General features: G+C 52.6%; 14 protein-coding genes. 2 read left to right on the forward strand and 12 right to left on the reverse strand.

The genetic code is table 11. From position 1 onward, the window contains the following. The first annotated feature begins 635 nt into the window (after window positions 1-635). Entirely contained in the window at window positions 636-3,941 is a 3,306-nt protein-coding gene (locus tag CCY01nite_RS16435; RefSeq protein ID WP_146864128.1) for a SusC/RagA family TonB-linked outer membrane protein, read from the forward strand. 3 nt (window positions 3,942-3,944) lie between these two features. Then, on the forward strand, window positions 3,945-5,726 hold the full coding sequence (locus CCY01nite_RS16440; RefSeq protein ID WP_146864131.1) for a RagB/SusD family nutrient uptake outer membrane protein: 1,782 nt from the start codon (window positions 3,945-3,947) through the stop codon (window positions 5,724-5,726). Between the two features lie 51 nt (window positions 5,727-5,777). Here CCY01nite_RS16440 and CCY01nite_RS16445 read toward each other — a convergent pair whose 3' ends face one another. The 12 genes from CCY01nite_RS16445 to CCY01nite_RS16500 all read right to left on the reverse strand — a co-directional run bounded on the left by CCY01nite_RS16445 (window position 5,778) and on the right by CCY01nite_RS16500 (window position 12,961). Further along, on the reverse strand, window positions 5,778-6,182 hold the full coding sequence (locus CCY01nite_RS16445; protein ID WP_146864134.1) for a hypothetical protein: 405 nt from the start codon (window positions 6,180-6,182) through the stop codon (window positions 5,778-5,780). Window positions 6,183-6,259: 77 nt separating this feature from the next. Continuing rightward, window positions 6,260-6,754 carry a serine O-acetyltransferase gene (locus tag CCY01nite_RS16450; RefSeq protein WP_222614419.1) on the reverse strand — a complete coding sequence of 165 codons (495 nt, stop codon included), beginning with the start codon at window positions 6,752-6,754 and terminating at the stop codon, window positions 6,260-6,262. A gap of 194 nt (window positions 6,755-6,948) precedes the next feature. Further along, window positions 6,949-7,374, reverse strand: coding sequence for a VOC family protein (locus CCY01nite_RS16455; RefSeq protein ID WP_146864137.1), 426 nt, complete (start codon window positions 7,372-7,374; stop codon window positions 6,949-6,951). A 71-nt stretch (window positions 7,375-7,445) separates the two neighbouring features. Then, entirely contained in the window at window positions 7,446-8,204 is a 759-nt protein-coding gene (locus tag CCY01nite_RS16460; protein ID WP_146864140.1) for a helix-turn-helix domain-containing protein, read from the reverse strand. A 122-nt stretch (window positions 8,205-8,326) separates the two neighbouring features. Beyond that, complete coding sequence (locus CCY01nite_RS16465; protein WP_146864143.1) at window positions 8,327-9,271, reverse strand: 1-phosphofructokinase family hexose kinase; 945 nt, start codon at window positions 9,269-9,271, stop codon at window positions 8,327-8,329. 7 nt (window positions 9,272-9,278) lie between these two features. After that, entirely contained in the window at window positions 9,279-9,521 is a 243-nt protein-coding gene (locus CCY01nite_RS16470) for a hypothetical protein (protein WP_146864146.1), read from the reverse strand. A gap of 23 nt (window positions 9,522-9,544) precedes the next feature. Beyond that, a complete protein-coding gene (locus CCY01nite_RS16475; RefSeq protein ID WP_146864149.1) occupies window positions 9,545-9,724 on the reverse strand; it encodes a hypothetical protein in 180 nt (59 codons plus the stop codon). Window positions 9,725-9,794: 70 nt separating this feature from the next. Further along, the gene (locus CCY01nite_RS16480; protein WP_146864152.1) at window positions 9,795-9,974 is read right to left on the reverse strand and encodes a hypothetical protein; all 180 of its coding nucleotides are present in this window, start codon (window positions 9,972-9,974) and stop codon (window positions 9,795-9,797) included. Then, a complete protein-coding gene (locus CCY01nite_RS16485) occupies window positions 9,971-10,357 on the reverse strand; it encodes a polysaccharide deacetylase family protein (RefSeq protein ID WP_186831096.1) in 387 nt (128 codons plus the stop codon). The genes CCY01nite_RS16480 and CCY01nite_RS16485 overlap by 4 nt, the downstream gene beginning before the upstream one ends. A 155-nt stretch (window positions 10,358-10,512) precedes the next feature. Then, complete coding sequence (locus CCY01nite_RS16490) at window positions 10,513-11,337, reverse strand: adenine nucleotide alpha hydrolase family protein (protein WP_146864158.1); 825 nt, start codon at window positions 11,335-11,337, stop codon at window positions 10,513-10,515. A 52-nt stretch (window positions 11,338-11,389) separates the two neighbouring features. Next, entirely contained in the window at window positions 11,390-12,415 is a 1,026-nt protein-coding gene (locus tag CCY01nite_RS16495) for a hypothetical protein (RefSeq protein ID WP_146864161.1), read from the reverse strand. 105 nt (window positions 12,416-12,520) lie between these two features. Next, window positions 12,521-12,961, reverse strand: coding sequence for an Hsp20/alpha crystallin family protein (locus tag CCY01nite_RS16500; RefSeq protein WP_146864163.1), 441 nt, complete (start codon window positions 12,959-12,961; stop codon window positions 12,521-12,523). Window positions 12,962-12,971: the final 10 nt, after the last annotated feature.

Below are 12,971 nucleotides of genomic sequence, written 5' to 3' on the forward strand. Positions count from 1 at the left end.
ACGGATATGAAAGGGGACAAAGAAATAGCCTGCCATCCTGCAATTTGCAGGTGGCAATAGATACGGGCTTGTTATGTTTCCGGGAAAAGTAAATTTTCTCTACATAGGACCTGGGTTTGATTTATAGGTTATGGTTTACTGACAAATTCGTATGAAAGCGGTAAAAGTAAATGTTGTGCTCCGGATTTCTTGTAGTAGTATTTCGACATGCGCCGCTTTCCATTCCTTTCAATCCTGCCATACCCCAAATTATTTTTTCTTTCGTTTGCTTTTAAATCTGGATTATATTCTTTACTTTTTGTTAAAACCCAACAACACCAAAATCCAGATCGTTATGAAAAGAACATTGCTACTCCACAGCCCGCCGGACTGAAGAACCGCGTATTGCAGGGAAGGAATACGGTCATTGTTCAACAGGTTCTTCAGATTATGAATTTGTTAATTGCGTGTTTCGCGAATGCACTTCTAGCCGGAATTTTTCAATTTTATCCCGCCGCACGACTTCTTGTATGATTCTCGGGAATGCAGCCGCCAGTGCGGCATGGCGGAGCTATGTCAATACATTTCGTCTATACGTTGTTGCCTGTCATTATTATTTACGTGAAAACCAATTTCTCATCATCAAAATCTACTTTATGCATTGCTCCAAAAACAGCGTTCATCTGCCGGGCCACCTCCTGCAAAAAGCACTGGCCTGCGTTGCGTTGATCTTTTTGGGTGGCGGCGCCGGCTGGGCGAAAGCCGGCATCCATGCGCCGCACCTGAACGCCATCGCTCCGGTGGCCGAACACCGGGTATCGGGCCGTGTTACCAACGGCGCTACCGGCGAGGGCTTGCCGGGCGTAAGCGTCGCCATCAAAGGTACCCGCACCGGCACGCTCACAGACGCCAACGGGAATTACGCCATCACTGTTCCGAATGAGGAGGCCATACTGGTATTTTCCTATATCGGTTTCCTCAGCCAGGAAGTGAACCCCCGCCAGCGCGGTACCGTTAACGTACAGCTGGAGGCAGACACAAAATCGCTCACCGCGGTAGTAGTAGTAGGCTACGGCACGCAGAAGAAAGTGAACCTTACCGGAGCGGTAGACCAGGTAGGCCCCGAAGTATTCCAGAACCGGCCGGTGCCGAACCTGGCGCAGGGGCTCGTTGGCGTAGTGCCTAACCTGAACCTCAAGATGCTGGACGGAAAACCTACGCAGTCACCTTCCTTCAACATCCGCGGTACTACCTCGGTGGGGCAGGGCGGTAGCGCACTGGTGCTGATCGACGGGGTGGAAGGCGACCCCCGCATGCTCAACCCCAACGACATCGAAAGCATCTCCGTACTGAAAGACGCGGCATCCGCATCCATCTACGGCGCCCGCGCGGCTTTCGGCGTAGTGCTCATCACCACCAAGACAGCAAAGGGCGGAAAAACCAACGTTACCTATTCCGCCAACTACGCCATCAAATCACCCACCGAAGTGCCGGACAACATCACCGAATCCTACCCCTGGGCCCAGGGGTTCAGCGATGCATGGTCCCGGTGGAACGACAACGGCAACACGCCTACGGCCGTCAACAAAACCATCAGCTTTTCTCCCGCCTACCTCGCGGAGATCAAAAGAAGATGGGAAGATCCCTCGCTGCCGAGAGTGGAAGTAAACCCCACTACCGGTGACTACGAATACTACTACAGCACCGACTGGTACCGGGAACTATATAAAAGGAACTTTGGCGCGCACGACCATAACCTCTCCGTTTCCGGCGGCAGCGACAAGGCTGCTTTTTACCTCAGCGGCCGGTTCAACGGGCAGGATGGTTTATTCCGCTACAACAGCGACGAATTCAAGGCGCACAATCTGCGGGCGAAAGGCAGCATACAGGTCACACCCTGGCTGACGGTGGAGAACAACACCGAGTATTCCGTTCAGAAATACCACCAGCCGCTGAACGTAGGCGAGGGAAGCGGGATTTACCGCAACATCGCGGACGAAGGCCATCCGCTGGCGCCGCTGCTGAACCCGGACGGCACGCTGTCGTTCTCAGCGGCCTATACGGTGGGTGATTATTACATCGGCCGGAACGCGATAGACAATACGCAGCGTTTCCTGAAAAACAAGATCGGCGCCAAGGCGCAGTTCTTCGATAATAAACTGACCGTCCGCTCGGACTTCACTTTCCAGACCACAGACATCGCTTCGCAGCAGAACCGCGTGCAGGTGCCATACAGCCGGACGAAAGACGTGATCGGTTATACCGGCACCAACACCAACGACCTGCAGGAGCGGAGAAGAACGACCAATTACCTCGCCACCAACTTTTATGCGGACTATGCAATGCAGCTCACCGGCGGGCATAACTTTAATTTCCTGGCGGGTTTCAACTATGAACAATCGCATTATACCAACCTGACGGCGCAGCGGAACGGTATTGTTTATGCGGATGCGGACGATATCAGCCTGGCGCTCGGCCAGCAGATCACCACTACCGGCGGCAACCAGAAATGGGCGATCGCGGGCGGTTTCTACCGTATCAACTACAACTTTCGCGAACGCTACCTGCTGGAAGTGAACGGGCGTTATGATGGTTCTTCCAAGTTCCCTACAGACCAGCAATGGGCGTTCTTCCCCTCGGCGTCGGTGGGTTGGAGAGTGTCTGAAGAGCCGTTCTGGAACGTGAGCCCGAAAGCATTGTCCAATGTAAAACTGCGGGCGTCGTACGGTTCCCTGGGTAATGGTAACATCGATCCGTATTCCTACAACGAAAAGTTCAGTATCAGGCAGTCCGGCCGCATCATCAACGGCATCCGGCCGCAAATGACCAGCCAGCCAGGCGTGGTGCCCGCGGGGCTTACCTGGGAAACTTCCACTACGGCCAACATTGGTCTGGATTTCTCCAGCCTGAACAACCGCCTGACGTTTACCGGCGATGTTTACCGCCGCTGGACGAAAGATATGTTCACCGAAGGCCCTACAGTGCCGGAAGTATTTGGTACCACGGTGCCGAAGGGGAACTATGCGGACCTCGAGACCACCGGCTGGGAGCTGTCCATTAACTGGTCAGACCAGTTCGAGATGGCGTCGAAACCCTTCCGGTACGGTGTCCGGTTTACGTTAGCGGATTCATGGGCATACATTACCAAATTCGACAACAACGAGGAGAAAAGGCTGACCGACTATTATGTAGGCCAGCGTATCGGAGAGATCTGGGGTTACCGGGTAGAGGGCCTGTTCAGGTCGGCTGACGAAATTTCAAAGTCACCTTCGCAATCCAATATTCCCAACACCAACACCCGTAAAAACTACCCGGGCGACCTCAAGTTCAAAAACCTGGATGGCGACAACGTGATCTACCAGGGCCTTAACCAGGTGGGCAACTCCGGCGATAAAACCATTATCGGCAACTCCGAGCCGCGCTATGTGTACGGTCTGACGCTTTCCGGCGACTGGAGCGGATTTTTCCTGTCCGCTTTCTTCCAGGGAGTGATGAAACAGGACTGGTATCCCTCGTCTGAAGCGCGCTTCTGGGGCCAGTATAACCGTCCATATAACGCATACCCGAGCTGGCATGAAAACAATATGTTCCGCGAAGAGCTGGGCAATTTTGACGCCTACCTGCCACGCCTCGTAGGGTATGTAGCCCAGGGCTCCGGCCGCGCGTTACAGGTGGCCAACGACCGCTTCCTGCAAAATGCGGCTTACATCCGGCTGAGAAACATACAGATCGGGTATACGCTTCCGCAACGCCTGGTATCCAGGATACACGCCCGCGACCTGAAAGTATATGTGTCGGGAGAAAACCTCTGGACGTGGTCGCCCTTATACAAGTGGACCCGCGATACGGACATCACCAGCATTTACGGCTCTGACCGGGACCTGAGCGGAGGCACCAGCGGCGATGGCTACAACTATCCCATGCTGAAAGCGGTATCAATTGGTTTGACCCTTAATTTTTAAATCATGAAGACTGGAAAAATATTCAACTACACCCTCGCATTGACGATGCTGTTGTCAGCCAGCTCCTGCGACCTGAAAGAGGAACCGGTAGACACAGCCACCAATGCCGCTGTTTTCGGGTCGGAAAGTGGCCTGGAATTATATACGAACTCGTTTTATGACCTGCTGCCGGGAACGGACGTAGGCGTATTCCAGGGGGATGACAATTCGGACCTGGTAGCCCGCAATGGCGTGGATAACTACCTGGCCGTGGGCGCTCTTTCCCCCATCACCAGTTCCGGCTGGAGCTGGACGGACCTGCGCAACATCAACTACTTCATTGAAAACGCCGAAAAGAGCACGGTGGCTACCAAAGGGCATTACCTTGGCCTGGCGCACTTCTTCCGCGCCCTGTTCTATTTCGAGAAAGTAAAAAGGTTTGGTGATGTGCCCTGGATCGATAAACCGATCGATATTACCGATGTTGAAAAGCTGAATGCGCCGCGTGATGACCGGTTTGAAGTGATGGACAAAGTGCTGGCGGACCTGAACTACGCGATCGAAAACATCAGCAGCACGCCCGCTGTTGATCCTACCTGCACCCGCATCACCCAGAACGTGGCCCGCGCATACAAAACAAGGATCTGCCTGTTTGAAGCGTCGTTCCGCAAATACCATACGGAATACAACCAGCAGGCTACGGCTGCCGCCTGGTACGGGGAAGTGGTAACGGAAGCGAACGCGATCAAAGGCTACTCGCTGCATGAAGGCGCGGCGCCGGACAGGGGCTACCGGGAGCTGTTCATCACCCGGTCGCCCTTCAACGATGAAACCATCCTCGCTGTGGCGCTGAGCAGCAACCTGCAGGTTTTCAGCTCCGCCAACCGCCGGTTCATCAGTCCCACCTACGGCAACCGTCCCAGCCTTACCCGCCGCTTCGTGAATACCTATCTCAATCTTGATGGAACACCTTTCACCAGCAACCCCGGGTACGCCACAACGCCGTTCGTGGACGAAGTGAAGGACCGCGATCTCCGGCTTAAACAAACGATCCGCCTCGGCGACTACCGCAGAACGGAAAACGGTCTTCCTGTTATTGCCCCGCCGAATTTTAGCCAGACCGTCACCGGCTACCAGCCCATCAAATGGTGTTACGACGAACGTTACCCGTATGATGACGAAAGCCGTAACGACAACGCCCATATCATCATGCGCTGGGCGGAAGTGCTGCTCAACAAAGCGGAAGCACTGGCGGAGCTTGGCACCATGACCGCCGGAGACTGGGCGGCCACCATCGGCGCGCTGCGCGAAAGAGCGGGCATCACCGGCCCCACGCTGACTACATTGCCAACGGTGGCGGACCCGTACATGCTCGCGTTCTTCGACAATAAATTCACGAATCCCGTGCTGCTGGAAGTGCTGCGTGAAAGAGGTGTGGAGATGATCTTTGAAGGTCTTCGTCCGGATGATCTGCGGCGCTGGAAACTCGGTGAGCTATTTGAAGACGCGCCGATGAACGGGATGTATGTTCCCGCATTGGGCGAGCATGATCTGAACGGCGACGGCATCATGGACGTGGTTTTCTATCAGGGCACCAAGCCGCCTTCCACCACGCCCGGTATTGCATTTGTGGATGTAAGCCCCTCCACCGCGGTGGGCCGTATACAACTGTCAAACGGTACTTCCGGTGAAGTGATGTGGAACCCCGGGGCCAGGGAATGGATAGACGCCAAATATCTCTACCCGATCCCGCAAACGGTGCGGGAGAGGAATCCCGCACTGGGACAAAATCCCGGTTGGCAATAAACAAAAATGGCCGGTCAGGGTAATGGCCGGCCATTTTTGTAAATACTGGCATTATTCTTTGGTCACCAGAAAATTTCCCGAATCCGGGATCTCTTTTCCATATCCCCAGTTGCCGGATAATTTCTTCTTCGCTCCATCCAGCTTTGCTGTTAAATTCATATAAGCATCCTGATCATGATAAACCGCCTTGAACACATCTTTGTTCAGGCTCCAGGTGCCGGGCATTACATACGGGTCGGCCGGATTTCCTGACTTGACCTGCAGGGTGCCATCGCGATGAATGACCAGCTCAAAGTAAAAGGCAGGGTCATCATTATCCTCGGCATACAGGCCATTCCAGTTCCCTTCCATTATTTCTCCGGGAGCGGGGCCATCTTTATCTTTTTTGCAGGAAACAAACGTGCAGGCTGCGATCAGTATGGCAGCCAGCAGCGATGAAATGTTGAACGGTTTCATAATTGCTGTTTTTACAACGTAAAGTTGCACTTCCGCGGAAGACAAAAAACGGCAGTTTAATGAACAGGGTATTTCAGTTAACCGATCATCGCGTTATTTGAAGTTGAACTTTGCCAGCGGTTCGTTACATATCTGCCGGGGCCGGAATACGAAACAACTTTTGCCGGAACGCCCACGGCGGTGGCGTTATCGGGAATGTCTTTCACCACAACGGCTCCCGCGCCAATAGATACATTGTCGCCGATCTTCACATCCTCCACAATACAAACAGACGGGCCAATGTAAACATTGTCACCTATAACAGCGGCTTTCCCGTGATTTGATCCGATAGTGGTGAACTGGCTTAAATTGCAGTTATTCCCGATAATTGCCGTCGGGTTAACGACGATGCCGATCCCGTGGCCGATAAACAGGCCATATCCTATTGAGGTATTACTGGGTATCTGGATGCCATATCTGACGGCGTATCTCCGCAGCATGAATTTCGCCGGTAACCGGAAGATGTTCTTCCGTGAGCTAAGCCGGAACCAGATGGAATAACGGAGGCAATGATTACCGCTCCAGATCAGCACTCCCAGGATTTTTGGAATACTGGGCGTCATATTATACCGGGTGCAGTCACTTTTAATGTATTCGAAGACGGCTTTTAAATCATTACCCATTTGATTTTTACTTTGACAGGTGTATAGGGATGTATCGGCAAATGACATCAAATATACACAAGAAAAGCCTTCAGGCCGCAAAACCTGAAGGCTTTCCCACGTCCTTACGCATTCTCCAGCGCGCTGATATCGAACTTTTTCATTTTCATATACGCCTCCATTACTTTCTGCGCTTTGTCCGGGTTGCTGAGCAATTTGGGCAGAATGGTGGGCACCACCTGCCAGGATATGCCGAACTTGTCTTTCAGCCAGCCGCAGCTGCTTTCGCTGCCGCCGTCGGCTGTGAGCTTTTCCCAGTAGTAGTCGATATCTTCCTGCGTTTCGCAGTCTATTACAAAGGAAACCGCTTCATTGAATTTGAACTGCGGGCCGCCGTTCAGGCCGATGAACTTTTTGCCGTCAAGCTCAAATTCCACCACCATCTGGTTGTCTGCTTTGATCTTTGAATTCCTGAAAATGGAGCAGTAGAACTTTGCTGCTGCCTGGGCCTGCCCGTCAAACCAGAGGCAGGGATAGATGTTGTTTGTCATGTTGATTATTTTTATTGATACCTCAAAATTATTCACATCCGCAACGGTGAAATAGAACGAAACTGACAAAATCACCAGGCCAGGTACTGGCTGGGCGTCATGGAAGTAAATTCTTTGAACGCGCGGATGAAGTGGCTCTGGTCTGCATAACCGTTGCTGTAGGAAATATCGGTAAGGCTTTTGAACCGGCGTGTGTTGAGCTGGCGGAAGGCGGCATTGAACTGGCTGATCCTTCTGAACTGTGTGGGAATAATGCCGATATTCTTTTCGAACAGGCGCTGGAACGTGCGCCCGGTCATATAGAGGTCCTGCTGCACTTCCACCAGGTTCTTTTTGGAAGGCGCCCCGGCGATCTTCTCAACGGCATACCTGATGACGCGCATATCCGTTTTGATCTTCGTCGTGAGGCGGAAGATATAGTTGTCCAGCAGCGAGATCATTTCGCTGCTGGAAGATGCGTTCAGCAATTGTTCCTGCAGGCCGGTTCTCACGGATGCCGGCAGCAGGTTGAGATCAACCGGACTGTCCGTCAGCTCCTGCGCGGACACGCCAAACAGCGCGTTCAGGGCGTATGGCTTGAAGAAATAGGCGATAAGGGTGAAGTGCTCGCTGATGGTAAGCGTATCCGGGAATACCGTTTGCCCGAATAACGTAAGGTTGTTGGTGGCGTTCCCTATCTTTCCTTTAGCCGTCTGGAAAAGCAGGGTAGGCATGCCATTGGGGAAAAGCGGCAATACAAAAGGCGTCGTTACCCGGAAATGCTCGATGACAAGTATTTCCTGCACATATTCCGCAATGCCCGGCGCCGGGGGAAGATAGGTTGCTTTCATATGCCAAAATTAGCGGATGGGCGCGTTTCTTCGGGGGTGAAACGCGACAATAACAGGGGGTATTTGTCTGCTTACCGGCAGAAACAGTGCTGATTTGCGGTGAGCTTTTAAAGAATGAGAAGTCAGCGGCATTTACTACCGGTATTCATCAGCCCATAAAGACGTTCAGCGTCTTCTTTGTTGCAAAGTGCTGTACCGGGATTAAGGGTTGCGGCTGTTCCGCAGGCTATCCCGAATCGTGCCGCCGCGTGGATATCCTGTCCGCGTTGCAGGGCCAGCACGATGCCCGCCACCATCGAGTCTCCGGCGCCTATCGTGCTCACCCGCTTCACTATAGGAGCGGGGATCTTTTCCGATATATCTGCGGTGACCAGTAATGCCCCCGCTTCTCCCATTGAAATGACGAACACCTGGCAGCTGCCTTGTCGTATCAGGCCGCGGGCGGCTGATACGGCGTCTGCTTCCAGCAAAGTTTCACAGCCGGTCAATGCAGCGAGTTCGCCCAGGTTGGGTTTTACGAGGTATATGCCGGCTTCTAATGCTTCCCGCAGGCCCTCTCCGGAAGTGTCGGCTAATAGCCTGACCTTTTTTTGCATCGCGGTTTCCGCGAGCGTTTTAAATATTCCCTGGCTTCCGTTCGGGGGCAGACTCCCGCTGAAGACGAGGTATTCAGTGTTGTCCATTTCAGCCTGAGCAGCCTGCATCAAGGACAGGTATTCGGCGCTGCTGACCGTGGGGCCCGGCATAATGAACCGGTATTGCCGTCCGGTAGACCGGTCGGTGATATTCAAATTTTCACGGGTTTCCCCGTGGATCTCCACCGGCAGGCCCGTAATATCTTCTTCCGCCAGCAACGCTGTAAGCCGCTTCCCGGAATTACCTCCCGAGAAGTAGAGAGGTAAGGCACGGCCGCCCAGGCGGTTAATGACCCTCGCTACGTTGATACCACCTCCGCCGGGCTCGAATACAGGCGCCGAGCACCGCAGCTTTTTTTCAGGTTGAAGGGAGCCTACTGAAGATGTTTCATCTACGGCCGGGTTCAGGGTGATGGTAAGGATGCGCTTCATACTGTGCTCAGTTGTACGCCAGCCGCTGTTGCTGTATCGCTTTGCCAACCAGGTACAGGAACTGCGGCTCGAAGTCCTTCTGATGATTCATCGGCCGCAAGCCATTATGATCGTCCCGGGCAAAACTCACTTCAGTGCCGTCGATATCAACGCAGATCTTGTAAAAGAAGCCTTCATGAATGATCCGTACCGGTAATTGCAGGACCTTGCCTGCATAGGTGATGTTAATCAGATATTGTTCGGTAGTCATTGTCATAAAATTTTGAAAGAATGTTAGCAGAGATTCATAATGAATATTTCGTAGAGCTTCAACAACGTCCAGATCAGTAGTTCACGCAGAAAGGGAAGGCCCAGATAAGCCAGCAAAAGCGTAATGCTCCAGGCTATTTCAGCGGAAGTAAGTACCGGTCTGATACGTTGCCGGGCGGCGGTGTGAGGATGAGCAGTTTGCATAACCTACAGTTTAAAAGTGAAATGTTCATGCTGTAAATCTCGTATAAACAGTAGCTGTTTGCAATGACGGTCAGAAGCCATTCCGGTGATGCCTGTCATCCATATCCATGGCATGGGTCATTTTGCGCCACTGGTAATAGCGGTGCACCGCATTTCCCGCACCGGTATTTGTAGCGGCGGTCTGCATGGTAATCCTTTTAAAATGGAATACAGCAGGAACGGTAAAACGCCGGAAGGAGCGGATGGTCATTTAAGTTGCAGGTTCCGCATTTCCTGCAGCAAGCGGGGGCCGTTCCAGTTGCCATTCACCATGAGGCGTCTAACGGTAAATTGAGGAAACTTGCTCGTGCTGCGGCCGGATAGCTGAAAGGCAATTTTAAACCCGTTTTCCTGTAGCTGTTTCACTATTGCTTCATTCCATTTCCCGAAGGGATACGCAAAGCTGGTGACTGCCGAGCCGGTGATCTTTTCCAGCGTTTCCCTGGACTGGTAAAGCTGCCGTTCTGCGCCTGGCAGGCCCTGATCACCGGAAGCCCGCGGATGATCCCAGGTATGACAGCCAATCGTATGACCTCGTGCATGCAGCTCATCCGGACAGATACTGTGATACCCGCTGTCTGATAATGTTCGCATTTGACCGAGCAGCTCATTTTCGCTTATATAGAGTGAAGATGATGCATGTGCGTGCCCGGCAGTGATATTATGATAACACAAAACGGGCACGCTGACGGGCTGCGGCGCAGCCCTGAGGAAAATCAGCATGATGAAGAGATGCAGCATTCCGGTAACTATGAACGGTGAGCAATGAATAGCGGCAGCTTGTGTTCGTTGATGATCTCTGCCGCAAAGCTGCGCCTGAACATCATGGACAGGTCAGAGCGCCCATAGGAACCGGTGACCATAATGGGGGCCCGCAATTCCCCCAGCAGCTTGCTGAAGTGATGTTTGGGCGTATTCTCCAGCTTCCTCACGGTCAGGCGGGGGAAATGCCGGGCAGTCAGCTCGGTGATAAGGTCTTTGTCGGGCAGCTCCACATGCTTTTTTTCCGTGGCATATACCAGCGTAGTTTCCAGCTTGGCCAATAAAGGGAACAGGCAGGCAAATTGTTTGATGGCAAATACTGAATCTTCGCTTCCGTCGTAAGCCAACACAACATTTTGTGGAATGGGGCAATTTTCAGGAACGGCGATTACAGGGCATTCCGAGTCCTGCACCATCATCCGGAGGTACTCATTTGGCGTTTCAAAGCCAAGCTGATGATAGAAAGATTCGCTGCCAAGTATCAGCACATCTGCGAAGCGGCTTTCCTTTCGAAGTTCCGGGATCGCCATATCGTAACGGCTTTTGTGAATCCTGTATTCAATCCCGTACCGCTGGCAATCGGATTCAAAAAGCTTTATGTTCTCCTCAATCACTGTTGCGCTGAATTCTTCCTGCAGGGGCATTGTAGCGGCAAAACGGCCGGTATTATAACTCCAGCTGGAAGAAATGTCTATTTGCGGAAGGAATGAACCGATGAGCAATAAAGGTTCGAGCTGGTTCAGGCGGCGGGCGAATGTAAACGCCCCTTTTGAATAATTGGTGCCGTCGAAGGCAAGGAGTACTTTTTTCATGGTGAATTTTTTTAGAATGAAAAGTGAATTTTCACCGGACAACAAGGGGCAGCTATTGATACTGGATGTAAACAGGAGAGGGGTATAACCTTAGCACTTCCTCCGGCTGCATCAGCCGTCCTCCGGTACGCACGTCGTTCCTGTAAAACAGTTTGAAACCGGTGAACTGTACCGGCTGTCCGGCTATCCAGGCATTGTAGGAATCTTTTTTCTTAGCCACGCCGCCAAAGCCGTCCATGTTCATCACGATCTGCACTTCCGGCCGCAGCTGAATGGATCTGTAGTTGGTCACCATTGCCTGTGTAAAGCGGTGCACAACCAGTATTTTCGGCGGAAGTTCGTAACGCTGTACCAGTTCGGCCAGGAACGCCGATACTTCATTAATATCCGCCGCATCCATGGTGCCGATCACGGAACATGGCACCTCCCCGTTTTTCATATTGTATTCCGGATCAATGCCAAGGTGAACATCCGGCTGCATGAGATATTCCGCTAAGGCCTTTGCTTCCACGATGGCGGCGCTGTGACCGGTCTGGATATCCAGGAATACGATGGCTTTCGCGGATCTTGCCATTTCAAGGGCTTTGTCGATTTCGGAGAAGGGCATCCGCAACCGGTATTGCCGGCTGTTGCCCGGAAGGCGCTGGGCGGTGACCGCAACGTAATGTAATGCGGGCAATACGGGAAGCAGGCTGTCTGCAGCCTCCCATTTCCTGGCTTCTTCCTTCAGCCTGCTCAACATCGTATCCCGCTGAAGCGCCCCAAGGATACCCATCTGCGCGGAATAGAGGTTACCGTAATATGCTACTACGCGGTGATAAGGCAACAAAGCGCCGGGAAGCGGCGTATCTGTTTGCACAGGCCATTTTGACAACTGGCCGTGCAGCAGGTGCCGCATGATGTCAGTATATTGAAGCCTCTCCGGTGGCAGGGAATCTTCCGGGGGGATTTTTCCCGGCGGGATCACAATGTGCCCCTCGATCCCGGCGGCATTATATTGTACTTTTTCACGGGAACAGGCAAGTACAAAAAGAAGATGGATGAAAAACGCAAGCAGTATAATTTTCCGGCGTGTCATAACAGGAAGTTTGACATCATGAAATCATGCAGGAGCGGCAGGCGGACTATCTAAAAGCCCGGCGCATTGGCATGCCGGGCTTTTAGGCCGGGGGAAAGCCATCCGTTATTGTACCGTTATCTGCCGGTCGGCTGTGGCTTTCAGGGCTTCTTCCTTTTTGGGCAGCGTAAGCAGAAGTACGCCGTCTGCATAAGCCGCGTCGATCTTGTCTGACAAAACGCTTTCCGGCAAGTCAAAAGAGCGGGAGAAACTGCTGTAGTTATATTCCTGCCGGGTAAACTTTTTCCCTTTCTCTTCCCTGGATGATGTGGTTTCCGCGCTGATCGTAAGCAGGCTGCCGGTCACATTGATGTTGAAGTCTTCTTTTTTCAGGCCGGGCGCCGCCAGCGTAATTTTGAAGTGGTCTTTTTCTTCGCTGATATTCACAGCGGGAACCGTCAGGAACGGCGTATTTTTTTTACCGTTAAAATCCAGCCATCCGGGGAAAAGTTCATCCCAGAAAGCGGGAAGCAGGCTGCCTCCCTTTGATAATGAAAGTGGTTGCATTGTACTCGTA

The sequence above is a fragment of the Chitinophaga cymbidii genome (assembly GCF_007992715.1).
Lineage (GTDB): Bacteria > Bacteroidota > Bacteroidia > Chitinophagales > Chitinophagaceae > Chitinophaga > Chitinophaga cymbidii.

Bases quoted from the DNA above. Each gene is read 5' to 3' on its own strand.
- CCY01nite_RS16435 (WP_146864128.1), top strand. From the start codon at position 636: ATGCATTGCTCCAAAAACAGCGTTCATCTGCCGGGCCACCTCCTGCAA.
- CCY01nite_RS16440 (WP_146864131.1), top strand. From the start codon at position 3,945: ATGAAGACTGGAAAAATATTCAACTACACCCTCGCATTGACGATGCTG.
- CCY01nite_RS16445 (WP_146864134.1), bottom strand. From the start codon at position 6,182: ATGAAACCGTTCAACATTTCATCGCTGCTGGCTGCCATACTGATCGCA.
- CCY01nite_RS16455 (WP_146864137.1), bottom strand. From the start codon at position 7,374: ATGACAAACAACATCTATCCCTGCCTCTGGTTTGACGGGCAGGCCCAG.
- CCY01nite_RS16460 (WP_146864140.1), bottom strand. From the start codon at position 8,204: ATGAAAGCAACCTATCTTCCCCCGGCGCCGGGCATTGCGGAATATGTG.
- CCY01nite_RS16465 (WP_146864143.1), bottom strand. From the start codon at position 9,271: ATGAAGCGCATCCTTACCATCACCCTGAACCCGGCCGTAGATGAAACA.
- CCY01nite_RS16470 (WP_146864146.1), bottom strand. From the start codon at position 9,521: ATGACTACCGAACAATATCTGATTAACATCACCTATGCAGGCAAGGTC.
- CCY01nite_RS16475 (WP_146864149.1), bottom strand. From the start codon at position 9,724: ATGCAAACTGCTCATCCTCACACCGCCGCCCGGCAACGTATCAGACCG.
- CCY01nite_RS16480 (WP_146864152.1), bottom strand. From the start codon at position 9,974: ATGACCATCCGCTCCTTCCGGCGTTTTACCGTTCCTGCTGTATTCCAT.
- CCY01nite_RS16485 (WP_186831096.1), bottom strand. From the start codon at position 10,357: ATGCGAACATTATCAGACAGCGGGTATCACAGTATCTGTCCGGATGAG.
- CCY01nite_RS16490 (WP_146864158.1), bottom strand. From the start codon at position 11,337: ATGAAAAAAGTACTCCTTGCCTTCGACGGCACCAATTATTCAAAAGGG.
- CCY01nite_RS16495 (WP_146864161.1), bottom strand. From the start codon at position 12,415: ATGACACGCCGGAAAATTATACTGCTTGCGTTTTTCATCCATCTTCTT.
- CCY01nite_RS16500 (WP_146864163.1), bottom strand. From the start codon at position 12,961: ATGCAACCACTTTCATTATCAAAGGGAGGCAGCCTGCTTCCCGCTTTC.